Genomic DNA, 15459 nt, shown 5'->3' on the forward strand with positions numbered 1-15459 from the left:
TTTATATAAATTTTTTGTCTAATTCGTCAACACTCATAGTTACAAATGTTGTTCTATTAGTAGGCGAAACATTAGGTTCTTTACAAGCAAATAGCTTATTAACTAAATGTTCTTGCTCGTCTTTTTGCAAAGACTGCCCCGTTTTTATGGCTAAACTTTTTGCCATAGATTTTGCTAGTAAATCGGTAGCTGAAAAATTACTATCAGGCACTTCGTTTTCTACATCGCTTATAAGCTGTTCTAAAATAATAGACACTTCGCTTTCTGGAACACCTACAGGAACACCTGTAATTTCAATAGACTCTTCTTGAACATTTGAAAATACAAAACCGGTATGCTCTAAATCTTCTTTTAATTGAATAATAACAGCTATTTCCTGATTTGAAAAATGTAAATCTAAAGGAAATAATAATTGCTGACTTAAAGCTCCTTTTATGGTGAGGTGCTGAAGGTAATCTTCGTATAAGATACGTTGATGCGCGCGATGCTGATCGATTACTAGCATACCCGATTTTATAGTGCTCACAATGTATTTATTGTGCAATTGGTATGTAGTATGCGTTTTCTCGATATCTTTATCGAACATAGACACTGTAGCTTCCTCGGTTTCGAAATGTACTTCACTAAAATCTTGCTGCGATTTTGTACCCTTAGATTCTAAACCAACATATAGGCTCTCCCAACTTTCGGTTGGTTCCTTTTTATAGGAAACAGCTCTTTGTTGAACAGGCGCCTCGTCTTGAAACGGATTAAAACTTCTATCCACTTCAATAGTTGGTGTGCTCGCCCTTACCGTTTCTTTTTTAAGCTCGTAAGGCGTATCTAAATTTGCGTCTCGTTCAAAATCTAAAACTGGTGCAATATTAAACTGCCCTAAACTGTGCTTTACTGCAGAACGAAGAATGGCATAGAGTGTATGCTCATCATCAAATTTAATTTCAGTTTTTGTGGGATGAATATTAATATCAATTGTTTGCGGATCTACCGTTAGATTTAAAAAATAACTGGCGTGCGTTCCGTTTTTAAGTAATCCATCATAAGCCGATGCTATGGCATGATTTAAATAGGCACTTTTTATAAATCTATCATTTACAAAAAAGTATTGTTCACCTCTGGTTTTTTTAGCAAATTCAGGTTTACCAACAAATCCAGATATTTTAAGCACTTCGGTTTCTTCTTCTACAGGAACCAATTTCTCGTTAGTTTTTGTTCCGAAGATATTTACAATACGTTGTCTGTAATTACTAATTGGCAAATTAAAAGCTTCCGTACCATTGTTATAAAACACGAAGCCTATACTTGGGTGTGCCAAAGCAACACGATGAAATTCGTCAATGATATGGCGTAATTCTACATTATCTGATTTTAAAAAGTTACGCCTTGCTGGAATATTAAAAAACAAATTTTTAACAGAAACCGATGTGCCTTGCGGTGTTACCACAACATCTTGATCGGTAACTTTACTTCCTTCGATAATAATGGTATTACCTACATCGTCCTGCGGTTGTTTGGTTTTTAACTCAACATGCGCAATAGCAGCAATACTAGCTAAAGCTTCACCACGAAATCCTTTTGTATGCAGTTGAAATAAATCTTCCGCACTTCGAATTTTGGATGTTGCATGACGCTCAAAACTTAATCGAGCATCGGTAGTACTCATGCCTTTACCATTATCGATAACTTGAACCAGTGTTTTACCAGCGTCTTTTATTATAAGTTTAATAGAGTCCGCACCTGCATCAATTGCATTTTCAAGCAATTCTTTAACAACAGATGCTGGACGTTGAACAACTTCTCCAGCAGCAATTTGGTTTGCGACATGGTCGGGTAAAAGCTGTATAATGTCTGCCATATAATTATTTAGAAAAGAATATAGATAAATCGAAATCGATGATAAATAAAAACACTAATACTAACACACCTACAATAATTAAAATGCGTCTATTAGCTTCATGATCTCTGTTATGCTTTAATTCGTTTAAAGCATTGTTTAGTTTTGTTTTAAACCCCTTGTTTGGACCAACAGTTGTTCTGTATTCGTCGAACTTATGTTTAATTTCAAAAGGATTACCTTCACCTTTATCGTCAAAAAAACGAGGTGTGTAACTGAATTTTTTATTTTTTCTTGCCTTTAAGATTCCCATAATTCTAGAGTTTTTAAGTGATTTGTTTTACATGTATTTTTTTTCTAATAAATACATACAAATCAATAATAGTACCAAAAATAAAGCTAAGGTTTTTACGGGCATTGCACCGCGAACCTTTCGCTTAACCGCTCTATTTTCTTTCCATTTAGAAATATAGTCTTTGGTGTTAGCGTCTTTGCTTAAACTAGAATCTGTTTTCCTTTCTGCAGAAAAACGAGATTGATAATCAAAGGTTTTATGTTTGCGTTGTTTAAACAAAATCTAGTGGTGTTATCTTTCAAAAGTACTTAAAAATAGGCAGAAATAGGGCTTAGAAATGCTAAAAATATCTAAAAATTAGAGTGCAAAATTGGTAAATCTTTCCGAAATAAAATATCAAATTCCAAAGGTATCAAATAAAACACCTTTGGAATTTATTAAATTTTTATAAAAAAGTTTAACTATTTCTGCGCAATTCTGCCATTTTTATAGCAGCAATAGCAGCTTCTGTACCTTTATTACCGTGTTTACCGCCAGAGCGATCTATAGATTGCTGCATGGTATTATCGGTAAGCACACAGAAAATAACTGGCGTTTCTTTCTGTACATTTAAATCTTTAATACCTTGTGTTACACCTTCGCATACAAAATCGAAATGTTTGGTTTCGCCTTGTATCACGCAACCAATAGCCACAACGGCATTAACCATTTGTTCTTGCATTTTTTTACATCCATAAATAAGCTCGAAACTACCTGGCACATCCCAACGCACAATATTTTCGGGTTCTACACCATTTTCAATCAAGGCATTGTAAGCGCCTTGAAATAAACCTTCTGTAATAGTATCATTCCATTCTGAAACAACAATCCCAAATCGAAAGTCTTTCGCATTTGGGATTGTTGTTTTATCGTAAACCGATAAGTTTTTATTTACTGTTGCCATATGTGGTAAAGCTATTATTTGTTAGCCAACACCTGCGCTTTTCCTATAAACACATCTACAGTAGAAGCTTCGGTTGCGTTTGGATATTTTTCTTTGATTTGAGTAAAGTAAGTTAATGCCTTATCTGCTTTTCCTAAATCTAAAGCAATAGCACCCGCTTTGTATAAATACATTGGCGTAGTATACTCGTTGTCTCTCATGTTCGCTGCTTTTTCGTAATACTCTAAAGCATCTTCTTTTTGGTTTAATTGAACAAAAGCATCACCAATATTACCTTTTGCTAAAGGCGCTAAAACCTCATCTTCACTATCAAAAGCACTTAAATACTCAACGGCATTTTTATAATCTTTTAATCTTAAGTATGCAGTTCCAGCATAATAGTTTGCTAAGTTAGCAGCTTCTGTACCACTATACTCTTCAATAATGTCCAGCATACCAAATTTACCTTCACCACCGCTTAAAGCTAGGTTGTAAAGTGAATCTTGAGCAACACCAGTTACGGCTTCGTCAAAATATTTTTGAGCTTGAAACATATCGTTCATAGCGTTTTCTTGCTTCGGGCTAGAAACAAACTCTTTGTATGCTAAAGAACCTAAAACAATTACAGCCACAACAGCAATAATAATAAAAATATACTTTTGGTTTTTCGCTACAAAATCTTCTGTTTTAGAAGCTGTTTCATCAAGGGTGTTAAAAACTTCAGCCGTTGTTGATCCTTCTTCAATATCTTGTTCCTTCTCAACTTTCGTTTTCGGTTTATAACCTCTCTTATTATATGTTGCCATTTTCTGTTTCTATTAATGTGGCGCAAAAATATAATTTTTCTTCAGAACTAAAAGGGTATTTATTTGATATTTTTCAATAATTTGCACTTCTTTTTAAGACTTTACCCTCTTTACGCGCTTTAAGTTGCTATTTATATGATTTTAAAATCACTTTCATTACTTAATTATAAAAATTTTGATAGCAAAACGTTTGCTTTCAATGAAAAAATTAATTGCATTGTCGGAAATAACGGCATTGGAAAAACTAATGTCCTCGATGCTATTTACCATTTATCCTTTGGGAAAAGTTATTTTAATCCCGTTGCGACTCAAAATATTAAACACGACGAAGAGTTTTTTGTAATTAATGGAGATTACACAAAAGAAGACAAACCAGAAAAGGTAATTGTAAGCTTAAAACGTGGACAGAAAAAAATTATAAAACGTAATGGTAAAGCTTATGATAAATTCAGTGAGCATATAGGTTTTTTACCTCTTGTTATTATTTCGCCTGCAGATAGAGATTTAATTATTGAAGGTAGTACAACACGCAGAAAATTTATTGATAGCGTAATTTCACAAAGTGACAACAGTTATTTGAGTGCTTTAATAAATTATAATAAAATTTTAGCTCAACGTAACGCGCTACTAAAGTACTTTGCACTAAACCACACCTTTAATAAAGACACATTAGATGTTTACAACAGCCAATTAACCGATTTTGGAACTAAAATTTTTGAAAAGCGCGATGCCTTTTTACAAGAATTTATTCCCATTTTTAAATCTCGATACGAAGCCATAAGCAACGGTAACGAAGATGTTGATTTAAACTACCACAGTGACTTGTTTGAAAATGACTTAAATACCCTTTTGAATAAAGCCATTAACAAAGACAAAGCACTCCAATACACAAGTGTTGGCATCCATAAAGATGACTTACACTTTAATATTTCGGGACACCCAATAAAGAAATTTGGAAGCCAAGGCCAGCAAAAATCGTTTTTAATAGCCTTAAAACTAGCGCAATTCGATTTTATAAAAGCTCAAAGTGGCGTAAACCCTATTTTACTGTTAGATGATATTTTTGACAAACTAGATGAACAACGTGTGTCTCAAATAATTAAATTGGTAGACGATGAAAACTTCGGACAACTATTTATAAGCGATACACATGCAGAACGGACTGAAAATGCAGTAAAGCAAGTACATCAATCTTATGAAATTTTCAAGTTAGAATAGCAACACCTTTCGATTTCGACATCAATATTTCTTCGGAAGAATAAAAAACTAATTGTTTTTTTTGAAGAATCACCTCCTAATTCACACTTTGAGACAATTAGAAATTAATCGGTTGAGTTCTTCCTCCAAGTAAGTGAAACCAATAATACAAAAGTAAACACTAGCTATAAACATTAGCAAAACCCCAAATTTTAATAAAAATTAAAGTTTTTGACACCCACAGAATCGTTTTAAATATATAATTTTGGTACCTTTAAAAATGAAAGCTATTGATAAGCTTTCATCCATTGTCCCCATAAATAAGAGCAATTTAAATCTTGTTTCATTTAAAATACATACGCTACAAACCTTTCACATTTTAACCTCATGGCAAAACGCAACAACGACAACATCAGTATTTCCGACGCATTAAAAGAATTTGTAGAAACTAACAGACTAGAAAAAGGTTTAGATAAAGTTAATGTTGCAGATGCTTGGGCAAAACTTATGGGTAATGGTGTACACAACTATACAAGTTCGGTAACTTTAGAGCGAGAAACGCTTTACATACAACTAACCTCAAGTGTTTTAAGAGAAGAATTAAGCTACGGTAAACAAAAAATTATAGACATGCTAAACGAAGAGTTAGGTAAGGATATTATTAAAAAACTGGTTTTAAGATAATTAGACCAAAAGAATTATATTAAAATTTTCAAGATATTTTAGTTACCTATTGTTTTTTACATTATCTTTGGCACTTAATTATTTATAATACAAATTACAATGAGTAAAGGTACCGTAAAATTCTTCAACGATTCTAAAGGTTTTGGATTTATCACAGAAGATGACAACAACAAAGAACATTTCGTACACATTTCAGGACTTATCGATGAAATTCGTGAAGGTGATGCAGTTGAATTCGATCTACAAGAAGGTAGAAAAGGATTAAACGCCGTAAACGTAAAAGTAATCTAAGATTTATACTTTAACAATTACAACTTTAAAAGTCTGTCAATTCAAATTGACAGACTTTTTTGTGTTTATTATTTTAGCCATCCTGATTACTCCATAAATTTATGGCATCACTTTTGTATTACAGATATTAATAATTTAATATTTTTATACAATGAGTAAAGGAACAGTAAAATTCTTCAACGATTCTAAAGGATTCGGATTTATAACAGAAGAAGGTTCAAACAGTGAGCATTTTGTTCACATTTCTGGATTAATCGATGAAATTCGTGAAGGCGATTTAGTAGAATTCGATTTACAGGAAGGCAGAAAAGGATTAAACGCCGTAAACGTAAAAGTAATTTAGTATATACTAGTAAACTTTTTTAAAACAAAAATCCCGCAACATAGGTTGCGGGATTTTTTATATTTTACTATTTTTAATACACTTTTGAGGCATAGCATAGCCTTAATTGCGTAGTTTTAATTAAAATTGCTCTCTTCCAGCGAAATGAAATTCACCTTCAATAGCTGCATTCTCATCACTATCACTACCATGTACTGCGTTTTCACCCATAGATGTAGCATACATTTTACGAATAGTACCTTCAGCTGCATCAGCAGGATTTGTAGCACCAATTAAGGTTCTAAAATCGTTTACTGCATTTTCTTTTTCTAAAATTGCAGCTACAATTGGGCCTCTAGTCATAAACTCAACCAATTCCCCAAAAAATGGACGCTCATTATGTACAGCATAAAATGCTTCAGCGTCAGCTTTTGTCATTTGTGTTAATTTCATAGCTACAATTCTAAATCCTGAAGCTGTAATTTTTTCTAATATTGCACCAATGTGTCCGTTTTCAACAGCATCTGGCTTAAGCATTGTAAATGTTCTATTTGTTGCCATTTTTATTTTTTTTAAATTTCTGCAAAAGTACATTTTTATATTTGGTTAACCCTTAATAGGTTTGTAAAAGTTTTTGTTGCAATACATTCCCTACACCCCGCATTTCCATAAGCACAGCTTTTGTTTCAAAATTAAATTTTAGAACACCAAAACTCAACTCTGGAACAACTTCTAATACTCTATGTTTATTAGGCTCTGCAGTGAAACTACTATATACATGCGTTAATCCGCTCGAGGTAAAATCAACCAGAGGGAAACTAACGCCTTCTATTTTGGTTTTAGAAAACTCAGAAATATGTCTATCTCCCGAAAGCAGTATTACACCCTGCGCTTTAGATTTTTTTATTAATTGCTTTAATTTATCTACTTCATGCGGAAAATTTGCCCATTTTTCAAAACCATGTTCTGCAGATAATACCTGAATGCTACTTACAATTATATTAAAATCAGCATCCGACCCATTTAATTCTGCCTCCAGCCATTGCCATTGTTTCTCACCTAAAATAGTGCCTTCTCCGTAAACACCAGGTTGATATCTTTTTTTATTTTTTTTGTCATCCGTTAATGCTGTTCGAAAATAACGAGTATCTAAAACAATAACTTTTACACTACCATTTAATGACTTTACAATTTGAGAACTATAAACACCTTCGCGATATCGTCTTTCACTATCATTAGGTACTTTCAAAAAATCCAAGAACAATTGCTGACTCCCCTTTTTAGCTACAAACTCGACACCTCCATCGTTTAAGCCATAATCATGATCATCCCAAGTACCTGTAATTTTTGTTGTTTCCCTTAGCCTTTTATAATCTTCATTAGCCAATAGCTTATTATAATCAGCCTCTAATTTTTTCATATTGTCAGTATCGGCATAGACATTATCGCCTCCCCAAATCCATAAATCAGGCTTATGCTTTACAACTTCAACCCAAAGCTTATTTTCAATATTTTGTTTATTACATGAGCCGAAAGCAATAGTAGTATCATACTGTATTTTAGCTTGTTTTACAATTTCTACTTTTGGTGTTTTGCAGCCGTGCACAAAAGTCGCTAAGACAAAAGCACTTACTATTAATCTTATTTTCATATCCTTCACCGTTAATTTTTCTATAAAAGTACAAGATTCTATTTTAAGTCTATATTATTAAATTGTATCTTCGTTTCCTATGAAAAAAGAAGATATTACCAACATAAAACAGCTATTATCTAGTCCTAAAAAAATAGTTATTGTTCCACATAAAAACCCCGATGGAGATGCTATTGGCTCTACTTTGGCACTTTACCATTACCTTTTAAAAGGGAACCATAAAGCGACAGTTATTGTACCAAACGATTATCCTACTTTTTTAAAATGGATTCCCGGAAATGAAAGTATTTCTGTTTACGATTACCAAACTAAAACGTGTAATAATTTAATTGAATCTGCCGATATTATTTTTACTCTAGATTTTAATGCCTTCCACAGAACCGGAAACATGGAAATGCCCCTTTCTGAAAGTAAGGCTTTAAAAGTTATGATTGATCATCACCAAGCACCAGACAACTATGCTACATATATGTATAGCGATGTAAACATGAGCTCTACTTGCGAAATGGTCTATAATTTTATTGACATGCTAGGCGATGAAAATTTAATTGATGCCGATATTGCAACATGTATCTATGTTGGAATCATGACAGACACAGGCTCGTTTAGATTCCGGTCTACCACAAATAAAACACATCAAATTATAGCTAAACTTATTGAAAAAGGTGCTGATAATACAGCAATACACAATAATATTTACGATACAAACAGTTTCGAACGGTTACAATTATTAGGTTGCGCACTAAGTAACTTAAAAATAGTTCCAGAATCGAGAACAGCCTATATTACGCTATCTCAAGAAGAACTTAATCGTTTCAATTATAAAAAAGGAGACACAGAAGGTGTTGTGAATTATGCTTTATCATTAGATGGCGTTATACTTGCAGCCATTTTTATTGAAGACAAACAGGAGGGTATTATTAAAATATCTTTACGCTCTAAAGGAAGTTTTTCTGTAAACGAAATGTCTCGCGCCCACTTCCATGGTGGTGGTCATACTAATGCAGCCGGAGGAAAAAGCGACCTCTCCCTTGCCGAAACCATTGAAAAATTTACAAGTATATTACCCAGTTATAACGATGCCTTAAATAATGAATAAACTAATTACCACAACCCTACTTTTTCTACTTGTTTTTAGTTGTAAAAGCCCCGAAGCTCGACGACCGATTTCTACAAAATCGGGATCGTATATCGACGCCTCTATTGCGCTTAATAAAAAACGTTTTGCCAAAGAAAAAGCCGCTATTGAAAAAATAATGGAAGCCGATGGTGGTAACTTTTTAGCATCAGACACTGGTTTTTGGTATAAATACCAAACAAAGATAGAAAGCGACAGCTTAAAAACTCCGGGTTTTGGAGATATTATCAATTTTGATTACGATGTTAAAACTCTAGATGGAGGCGAAATATATTCTAAAGCAGATTTAAAAACACAAAATTATGCAATGGATAAACAAGAGCTTTTTGCTGGCTTACGCTATGGCCTAAAATTAATGAAACCAGGAGAAACCGTAACTTTTATTTTCCCATCAGATCGCGCTTATGGCTATTACGGAGACGAAAATAAAATTGGTCCAAACACACCATTAATTTGTGATGTTACTGTAAATTCTATTACCCAAAATCAAACCAACTAACATGTATTTATTAAAAATTACTGTAAAATTAGCACTGCTTACATTAATACTGAATCTAACATCTTGCAAAGCTCAATACCCCGATTTAGAAGATGGTATGTATGCTGAATTTATTACAACTAAAGGTGTAATGGTTGCTAAATTAAGCTATGAAAAAACACCAATAACCGTTGCCAACTTTGTTTCTCTAGCAGAAGGCGAAAACACAATGGTAGATAAAAAATTCAAAAAGAAAAAATTCTACAATGGTCTTATTTTTCATAGAGTTATGGATGGTTTTATGATACAAGGAGGAGATCCTACAGGCACGGGTTCTGGCGATGCTGGTTATAAATTTATGGATGAGTTTTCTCCAGATTTAAAACACGACAAGCCTGGTATTTTATCCATGGCTAACTCTGGACCAGACACCAACGGATCGCAGTTTTTCATAACAGAAATTCCAAAACCACATTTAGATAATAAACACAGTGTTTTTGGCGAATTGGTTATTGGCTTAGATATCCAAGATAGCATTTCCAATGTAGAAGTAGACAGAAAAAATAAACCTTTAGAAGATGTAGTTATTCAAAAATTAAATATCATCAGAAAAGGTAGAGCTGCCAAAAAATTCGACGCGCCAGATATTTTTGTAAATCATTTTGCTGAAGCAGAACGCTTAGAAAAGGAAAAAGAAGCAAAAGCCGCAGCAATTTTAAAAGCAACTCAGGATAAATTTAAAACCTTAAAAGAAAAAGCAATCACGCTCCCTTCGGGTTTAAAGTATATCATTACAGAAAAAGGTAATGGAGAAAAACTACCTGAAACAGCAGAGCTATTAGCACATTACGCTGTTTATTTTGAAGATGGCAAAATACTAGAAACAAGCAAATTGGAAATTGCTGAAGCTTTAGATATTGTAAACGAACGCCGCAAAGCTCAAAACGGCTACCAACCTATTACTGCTGAAATTGGTCCAGATGCCAGAATGATTGCCGGTTTTAAAGAAGGCTTACAACAACTAAGTGTTGGCGATAAGGCTACTCTTTTTATACCTTATCACTTAGCTTATGGCGAATCGGGAAACCGAGGGATACCAGGTAAATCGAATATTATATTTGAAGTTGAAGTTCTAGAACTTTTAAAATAAAATTAAAATCGTGAATAAATCTATTATTCTAAGTTTTAGTAAGAAGTACAACGACAAAGAAAAGGATAACCAAAAAGCTCGTTAATTCTTTTTTAAATAAAACATAACATAAAACCAGTCTGAAACACTTAATTTCGCACTGAAAAACAAAGCCTATGCAACTATTAAAATTTGATTGGAACCCCATTACAGGAATTGATATTATTGGGAATTTTAAAATCCATTTTTACAGCCTTATGTGGGTTACCGCCTTCGTTATTGGTTGGTACATAATGAAACGGATTTTTACTAAAGAGAAAATATCTTTAGATTATTTAGATCCATTGTTTATTTACACGGTACTATCGACTATGATTGGCGCACGCTTAGGGCACGTTATTTTTTACCAATCGGAATTAATATCTCAAGATTTCCTAAGTATTTTTCTTCCCGTAAAATTTAAAGGTGGCTTTGAGTTTACTGGCTTCCAAGGTTTAGCTAGTCATGGTGCGGCTATCGGAATTATAATTGGTATGTATTTATATAGACGAAAATATAATTACAAATCGATTTTATGGATTTTAGATCGCATTGTAATCCCTGTCGCTTCTGGTGCTATTTTTATTAGAATTGGAAATTTTATAAATTCTGAAATTATAGGGAAAGTTACCGATTCTAGTTTTGGTGTTCGTTTTATTCAAGACGAATATTACAAAAATGAAATTATGCAACGTACAGGCATAAACGATGTTCAAGCTGCTTATAATGCTGTAACCAATAACCCAAAATTCAGTAGCTTATTAGAAGCTGTGCCATACAGACATCCAGCGCAGTTATACGAATCGTTTTGTTACATTTTTGTGTTTTTAATTCTTTTATATTTCTACGTAAAAACAGATAAAAGAAACCAGACAGGCTTTTTATTCGGCTTGTTTTTAGTGTTATTATGGACTGTGAGATTCTTTGTGGAGTTTGTAAAAGAAGCGCAAGTTGATGAGCGCGCTACTTGGGCATTAAACACAGGGCAATGGTTAAGTGTACCTTTTGTACTTTTAGGACTTTACTTTATGTTTATGTACAAACCTAAAAATGCAGTAAAATAAAATGACTTTAAAACAATTTGGTTTCATTTTAGCTATAAGCGTTACAGTTCTGTCGCTTTCAAATTGTAAAGACGAGACGAAGCCCATAAAGCAAACCGAAATACTTTTTAAAAGAGAAGGAGAGCTAACTATTACCAAAGCAGACGACTCTAAAGTGGTTTTGGACATTGAAATTGCAGATACCGATTTTGATATTCAAACAGGTTTAATGTATCGGAATTCAATGGAAAAAAAACAAGGTATGCTATTTGTTTTTGATGACGTTTCCGAGCGGTATTTTTACATGAAGAACACAAAAATACCGTTAGATCTAATTTATATTAATGAAAACAAAACCATCGTGAGTTTTCAAAAAAACGCAAAACCATTTGATGAAACCTCATTACCATCAAATGCTCCTGCAAAATACGTTTTAGAAGTGAATGCGGGATTAGTAAATCTTTGGAAACTTTCCGTAGGTGATTCTATAGATTATAGTGAAATTTAAATGTAAACAGCTTAAATAAAATATTAAACTCCATAAAAAAAGCATAAAATTAAAAATCTTATGCTTTTTCTATGCCATTATAATTCTATTTCCAACTTAAAACAACAGCTTTATATTGGCATAAGAATTCTCTAAAGCTTTCGTTATTTTCTTTTCACTTAACCATTTTACTTTGGTAATACCTTCCTTTTTTTGAGGTTTAAGTTCACCTGTAAAGCTCGTTTTCATCTCAAACCAATAGGTTATTTTTATTTTATATCGTCCATTTCGTTTAAAAATATGATAAGTAGTTTCTAACGGTTTAACAATTTCTAAACCTTCAACCATTGTTTCTTCTTCAACTTCACGAATAGCTGTTTCCTCAATAGTTTCATTGCCTTCAGCCTTTCCCTTTGGTAAATCCCATTTATCATTTCTATAAATAAACAACACTTTCCCTTCGTCATTATACACCTTTCCGCCACCGGCAATAACATTTGGCAGCTTCTTTAAAAACTTAGAAAGCAATTTACTTTCAGTTTTATGCGTAAGCCTTACTTCTTGCAAATTTGTTCTGTTCAACTTACGTATAGCACGATACAAACCTACGCGTTTAAGCTTGTACGTTTTATAACCTTCCCCTTTTTCAGTGTTGGTTGTTAATGTAATTGGTTTATTATTTACAAAAATTTTATGCATGGTTGGTTCAATTAAATGATATGGTAAAAATATCATTTTTACTCACAATCTGCTTATTGTTGAAAAAAAATATTTTTATTCCATTTACAACTTTAAAATAAAAGCAAATTTATGCGTAATTTTACGGCATGATATTCAACAAAGACACCGCTAAAAAAACTGCCGAAGTTTTATTGCAAGTACATGCTATAAAACTAAGTCCTAAAGAACCTTTTACTTGGGCTTCTGGCTGGAAATCACCTATTTATTGTGACAACCGTATTATTTTATCATATCCGCCAATACGTAATTACGTGCGCGAAACTATGGCTAAACATATTGAAAACCAATATGGAAAACCTGATGCTATTGCAGGAGTAGCTACAGGAGCTATTGGTATTGGTATGCTAGTTGCCGAATATTTAGGACTTCCTTTCATTTATGTAAGACCAGATGCTAAAGGGCACGGCCGTAAAAATCAAATTGAAGGCTTTATTGAAGGCGGCCAAAGTGTTGTTGTAGTAGAAGATTTAATAAGCACTGGAAAAAGCAGTTTAAACGCCGTAAAGGCTTTAAAAGAAGCAAAAGTAAATGTAAAGGGTATGGTTGCCATTTTTACTTACGGTTTTGATGTGGCTGAAAAAAACTTTAAAGAAGAAGGAATTACTCTTAACACATTAAGTAATTACGAAAATCTATTAGAGCAAGCGCTAGACACTAATTATATTTCTGAAAAAGAATTAAAAACCTTATCGGAATGGAATTCTAACCCGAGTGAATGGAACGCTATTTGATATAAAACACGTACACTGTAAAAACGAAACTTATTTAGAGGTAAACATTTTTATAGCTTAACGAAAATAAAATTACATAATAATGAATTTAGAATCCCCAAAAGTTAACGTTAGTAAATCGCCTCAAGAGGTTTTTAACTTTTTAGAAGATATAAAAAACTTTAAAACTCTAATGCCTGAAAACATTAGCAAATTTGAAGTCTTAGACAACGACAAATTTCTTTTTGCTTTAAAAGGTATGCCGGAAATTGTTTTAAAAAAGAAAGAGGTTATCCCTCCAAATAAAATTGTTTTAGGAGCCGCAGGCGGAAAACTCGATTTTTCTTTAATTGGGAATATTGTTGAAACTGCCGATGGCAACAGTGAAGTACAATTAGAATTTGCTGGTGACTTTAACCCAATGATGGCCATGATGATAAAAGGCCCAATAACCAAATTTATTGAGACACTAGCTACAAACATGCCAAAAGCTATTTAGTACAACAGTGAAATTTCTTTTAAATCGAATGTTTTTATAATCTCATCTTCTAGCAGCACTTTTAGCTTGCCTTCAGGAGAAATTCCTTTTATAAAACCAGAGAACATAAAACCTTCAGCATCTTTAAATGTTGAAGGTTTATTTTTTCGAAATAGATTAGCTTCATATTCTTTTTTCAAAGCGTTAAAACCTCCAGTAGCTATAATTCCGAAGTAATATTTTAAATTTAAAACTAGAGCAACCAATACTTCATCTAAAACAAAAACTTTACCCGATATAGATTTTAAAGATGATGCTTGGGGTAAATTCTCAAATTCTGTTTGGTTTACATTAAGCCCAATTCCTATTATTGAAGCTTTTAACTGACTTTGTTTTATGACATTTTCTATTAAAACACCACAAACTTTTTTATTTTCTGACAAAATGTCGTTAGGCCATTTTACGCTTAATCTAGGAATGCCAGACTCTTTTAAGGTTTTTACAATTCCTAAAGCCGTAGCCACACTAATGTAAAATGCCCGCTCGATTTCCAAACCAGAAACATCCTTAAACACACTAAACGTTAGGTTTTTTGCCGTTTTAGACTCCCAAACTGTGCCCATTTGTCCGCGTCCTTTAGTTTGTTTTTGCGTAGAAACAATAGTAAAATCATCCACATTACCCTTGCTAATTAGCTCACGTAAATAGCTGTTTGTGGAATTGGTGGCATCAAGTTTGATTATTCGCATATGGAAGTTATTGCAGAAGTCTAAAATCTTATGATTATTTTAAACCATAAAGAACTAAAAAAATAATAACTTTGCACAAATTAAATAAAATTAATGGCGAAACAAAATATAAACTCAGACCAATTAATATCTGTAATACTCAGTGGAATTGAAGACGTTAAAGGAAAAGAAATAAATATACTAGATTTACGAGAGATTGAAAATACGGTTTGTGACTACTTTATAGTTTGCGAAGGGAGTTCCAATACACAAGTAAGCGCTATAGTTAATTCTGTTCAGAAAAAAGTAAGCAAAGAACTTAAAGATCATCCATGGCACACCGAAGGCTTAGATAATGCCGAATGGGTATTAATGGATTATGTTAATGTTGTAGTACATGTTTTTCAAAAACAAATTAGAGAATACTACGACATTGAAAGTCTTTGGGGCGATGCAAAAATGACAGCTATAGAAACGAGTTACTAAAAA

21 protein-coding genes are annotated in these 15459 nt (G+C 32.9%); 12 read left to right on the plus strand and 9 right to left on the minus strand.

The features are described 5' to 3' along the window. Position 1: 1 nt before the first annotated feature. The 5 genes from mutL to ACJJV4_RS00700 all read right to left on the minus strand — a co-directional run bounded on the left by mutL (position 2) and on the right by ACJJV4_RS00700 (position 3854). Positions 2–1852 carry a DNA mismatch repair endonuclease MutL gene (gene mutL / locus ACJJV4_RS00680; RefSeq protein ID WP_405291096.1) on the minus strand — a complete coding sequence of 617 codons (1851 nt, stop codon included), beginning with the start codon at positions 1850–1852 and terminating at the stop codon, positions 2–4. Positions 1853–1856: 4 nt separating this feature from the next. After that, a complete protein-coding gene (locus tag ACJJV4_RS00685) occupies positions 1857–2144 on the minus strand; it encodes a riboflavin synthase subunit beta (protein ID WP_405291098.1) in 288 nt (95 codons plus the stop codon). Positions 2145–2171: 27 nt separating this feature from the next. Next, positions 2172–2405 (minus strand): hypothetical protein, encoded by a 234-nt coding sequence (locus tag ACJJV4_RS00690; protein ID WP_405291100.1) that lies wholly within the window; start codon positions 2403–2405, stop codon positions 2172–2174. A 178-nt stretch (positions 2406–2583) separates the two neighbouring features. Further along, positions 2584–3069 carry a 6,7-dimethyl-8-ribityllumazine synthase gene (gene ribH / locus ACJJV4_RS00695; protein ID WP_405291102.1) on the minus strand — a complete coding sequence of 162 codons (486 nt, stop codon included), beginning with the start codon at positions 3067–3069 and terminating at the stop codon, positions 2584–2586. A 14-nt stretch (positions 3070–3083) separates the two neighbouring features. Next, the gene (locus tag ACJJV4_RS00700; RefSeq protein WP_405291104.1) at positions 3084–3854 is read right to left on the minus strand and encodes a tetratricopeptide repeat protein; all 771 of its coding nucleotides are present in this window, start codon (positions 3852–3854) and stop codon (positions 3084–3086) included. 135 nt (positions 3855–3989) lie between these two features. On the opposite strand from ACJJV4_RS00700, the gene recF reads away from it, so the two are divergent. The 4 genes from recF (at position 3990) to ACJJV4_RS00720 (ending at position 6369) form a co-directional block, all read left to right on the plus strand. Then, positions 3990–5072 carry a DNA replication/repair protein RecF gene (gene recF, locus ACJJV4_RS00705; protein WP_405291106.1) on the plus strand — a complete coding sequence of 361 codons (1083 nt, stop codon included), beginning with the start codon at positions 3990–3992 and terminating at the stop codon, positions 5070–5072. A 366-nt stretch (positions 5073–5438) separates the two neighbouring features. Then, positions 5439–5735, plus strand: a complete 297-nt coding sequence (locus ACJJV4_RS00710) for a DUF721 domain-containing protein (protein WP_405291108.1) — start codon at positions 5439–5441, stop codon at positions 5733–5735. A 99-nt stretch (positions 5736–5834) separates the two neighbouring features. Then, a complete protein-coding gene (locus ACJJV4_RS00715) occupies positions 5835–6026 on the plus strand; it encodes a cold-shock protein (protein ID WP_034044451.1) in 192 nt (63 codons plus the stop codon). A gap of 151 nt (positions 6027–6177) precedes the next feature. After that, the gene (locus ACJJV4_RS00720) at positions 6178–6369 is read left to right on the plus strand and encodes a cold-shock protein (RefSeq protein ID WP_042499758.1); all 192 of its coding nucleotides are present in this window, start codon (positions 6178–6180) and stop codon (positions 6367–6369) included. Between the two features lie 120 nt (positions 6370–6489). On the opposite strand, the gene ACJJV4_RS00725 is transcribed toward ACJJV4_RS00720, so the two are convergent. Next, positions 6490–6909 carry a nucleoside-diphosphate kinase gene (locus ACJJV4_RS00725; RefSeq protein WP_405291112.1) on the minus strand — a complete coding sequence of 140 codons (420 nt, stop codon included), beginning with the start codon at positions 6907–6909 and terminating at the stop codon, positions 6490–6492. 52 nt (positions 6910–6961) lie between these two features. After that, the gene (locus ACJJV4_RS00730) at positions 6962–7999 is read right to left on the minus strand and encodes an alkaline phosphatase D family protein (protein WP_405291114.1); all 1038 of its coding nucleotides are present in this window, start codon (positions 7997–7999) and stop codon (positions 6962–6964) included. Positions 8000–8078: 79 nt separating this feature from the next. Here ACJJV4_RS00730 and ACJJV4_RS00735 point away from each other — a divergent pair, with 79 nt between their 5' ends. The 5 genes from ACJJV4_RS00735 to ACJJV4_RS00755 all read left to right on the plus strand — a co-directional run bounded on the left by ACJJV4_RS00735 (position 8079) and on the right by ACJJV4_RS00755 (position 12334). Further along, complete coding sequence (locus ACJJV4_RS00735) at positions 8079–9098, plus strand: bifunctional oligoribonuclease/PAP phosphatase NrnA (protein ID WP_405291116.1); 1020 nt, start codon at positions 8079–8081, stop codon at positions 9096–9098. Continuing rightward, positions 9091–9636 carry a gliding motility-associated peptidyl-prolyl isomerase GldI gene (gene gldI, locus ACJJV4_RS00740; RefSeq protein ID WP_405291118.1) on the plus strand — a complete coding sequence of 182 codons (546 nt, stop codon included), beginning with the start codon at positions 9091–9093 and terminating at the stop codon, positions 9634–9636. Before ACJJV4_RS00735 ends, gldI begins: the two co-directional genes overlap by 8 nt. A 1-nt stretch (position 9637) precedes the next feature. Further along, entirely contained in the window at positions 9638–10765 is a 1128-nt protein-coding gene (locus ACJJV4_RS00745) for a peptidylprolyl isomerase (protein ID WP_405291120.1), read from the plus strand. A 155-nt stretch (positions 10766–10920) separates the two neighbouring features. Further along, positions 10921–11847, plus strand: coding sequence for a prolipoprotein diacylglyceryl transferase (lgt, locus tag ACJJV4_RS00750; RefSeq protein WP_405291122.1), 927 nt, complete (start codon positions 10921–10923; stop codon positions 11845–11847). A 1-nt stretch (position 11848) separates the two neighbouring features. After that, positions 11849–12334 (plus strand): DUF192 domain-containing protein, encoded by a 486-nt coding sequence (locus ACJJV4_RS00755; protein WP_405291124.1) that lies wholly within the window; start codon positions 11849–11851, stop codon positions 12332–12334. Positions 12335–12430: 96 nt separating this feature from the next. On the opposite strand, the gene ACJJV4_RS00760 is transcribed toward ACJJV4_RS00755, so the two are convergent. After that, positions 12431–13012, minus strand: a complete 582-nt coding sequence (locus ACJJV4_RS00760) for an NUDIX hydrolase (protein WP_405291268.1) — start codon at positions 13010–13012, stop codon at positions 12431–12433. Between the two features lie 128 nt (positions 13013–13140). On the opposite strand from ACJJV4_RS00760, the gene pyrE reads away from it, so the two are divergent. Then, positions 13141–13785, plus strand: a complete 645-nt coding sequence (pyrE, locus tag ACJJV4_RS00765; protein WP_405291126.1) for an orotate phosphoribosyltransferase — start codon at positions 13141–13143, stop codon at positions 13783–13785. An 82-nt stretch (positions 13786–13867) separates the two neighbouring features. Then, positions 13868–14263, plus strand: coding sequence for an SRPBCC family protein (locus ACJJV4_RS00770; protein WP_405291128.1), 396 nt, complete (start codon positions 13868–13870; stop codon positions 14261–14263). Here the strand turns inward: ACJJV4_RS00770 and ACJJV4_RS00775 are convergent. Beyond that, entirely contained in the window at positions 14260–14991 is a 732-nt protein-coding gene (locus tag ACJJV4_RS00775) for a biotin--[acetyl-CoA-carboxylase] ligase (RefSeq protein ID WP_405291130.1), read from the minus strand. The genes ACJJV4_RS00770 and ACJJV4_RS00775 overlap by 4 nt on opposite strands. A gap of 93 nt (positions 14992–15084) precedes the next feature. Between ACJJV4_RS00775 and rsfS the strand changes: the two genes are divergently transcribed. Continuing rightward, on the plus strand, positions 15085–15456 hold the full coding sequence (gene rsfS, locus ACJJV4_RS00780) for a ribosome silencing factor (RefSeq protein ID WP_405291132.1): 372 nt from the start codon (positions 15085–15087) through the stop codon (positions 15454–15456). Positions 15457–15459 lie beyond the last annotated feature (3 nt).

This window comes from Algibacter sp. Ld11 (assembly GCF_045066735.1).
Classification (GTDB): domain Bacteria; phylum Bacteroidota; class Bacteroidia; order Flavobacteriales; family Flavobacteriaceae; genus Algibacter.

Bases quoted from the DNA above. Each gene is read 5' to 3' on its own strand.
- mutL (WP_405291096.1), bottom strand. From the start codon at position 1,852: ATGGCAGACATTATACAGCTTTTACCCGACCATGTCGCAAACCAAATT.
- ACJJV4_RS00685 (WP_405291098.1), bottom strand. From the start codon at position 2,144: ATGGGAATCTTAAAGGCAAGAAAAAATAAAAAATTCAGTTACACACCT.
- ribH (WP_405291102.1), bottom strand. From the start codon at position 3,069: ATGGCAACAGTAAATAAAAACTTATCGGTTTACGATAAAACAACAATC.
- ACJJV4_RS00700 (WP_405291104.1), bottom strand. From the start codon at position 3,854: ATGGCAACATATAATAAGAGAGGTTATAAACCGAAAACGAAAGTTGAG.
- recF (WP_405291106.1), top strand. From the start codon at position 3,990: ATGATTTTAAAATCACTTTCATTACTTAATTATAAAAATTTTGATAGC.
- ACJJV4_RS00710 (WP_405291108.1), top strand. From the start codon at position 5,439: ATGGCAAAACGCAACAACGACAACATCAGTATTTCCGACGCATTAAAA.
- ACJJV4_RS00715 (WP_034044451.1), top strand. From the start codon at position 5,835: ATGAGTAAAGGTACCGTAAAATTCTTCAACGATTCTAAAGGTTTTGGA.
- ACJJV4_RS00720 (WP_042499758.1), top strand. From the start codon at position 6,178: ATGAGTAAAGGAACAGTAAAATTCTTCAACGATTCTAAAGGATTCGGA.
- ACJJV4_RS00725 (WP_405291112.1), bottom strand. From the start codon at position 6,909: ATGGCAACAAATAGAACATTTACAATGCTTAAGCCAGATGCTGTTGAA.
- ACJJV4_RS00730 (WP_405291114.1), bottom strand. From the start codon at position 7,999: ATGAAAATAAGATTAATAGTAAGTGCTTTTGTCTTAGCGACTTTTGTG.
- ACJJV4_RS00735 (WP_405291116.1), top strand. From the start codon at position 8,079: ATGAAAAAAGAAGATATTACCAACATAAAACAGCTATTATCTAGTCCT.
- gldI (WP_405291118.1), top strand. From the start codon at position 9,091: ATGAATAAACTAATTACCACAACCCTACTTTTTCTACTTGTTTTTAGT.
- ACJJV4_RS00745 (WP_405291120.1), top strand. From the start codon at position 9,638: ATGTATTTATTAAAAATTACTGTAAAATTAGCACTGCTTACATTAATA.
- lgt (WP_405291122.1), top strand. From the start codon at position 10,921: ATGCAACTATTAAAATTTGATTGGAACCCCATTACAGGAATTGATATT.
- ACJJV4_RS00755 (WP_405291124.1), top strand. From the start codon at position 11,849: ATGACTTTAAAACAATTTGGTTTCATTTTAGCTATAAGCGTTACAGTT.
- ACJJV4_RS00760 (WP_405291268.1), bottom strand. From the start codon at position 13,012: ATGCATAAAATTTTTGTAAATAATAAACCAATTACATTAACAACCAAC.
- pyrE (WP_405291126.1), top strand. From the start codon at position 13,141: ATGATATTCAACAAAGACACCGCTAAAAAAACTGCCGAAGTTTTATTG.
- ACJJV4_RS00770 (WP_405291128.1), top strand. From the start codon at position 13,868: ATGAATTTAGAATCCCCAAAAGTTAACGTTAGTAAATCGCCTCAAGAG.
- ACJJV4_RS00775 (WP_405291130.1), bottom strand. From the start codon at position 14,991: ATGCGAATAATCAAACTTGATGCCACCAATTCCACAAACAGCTATTTA.
- rsfS (WP_405291132.1), top strand. From the start codon at position 15,085: ATGGCGAAACAAAATATAAACTCAGACCAATTAATATCTGTAATACTC.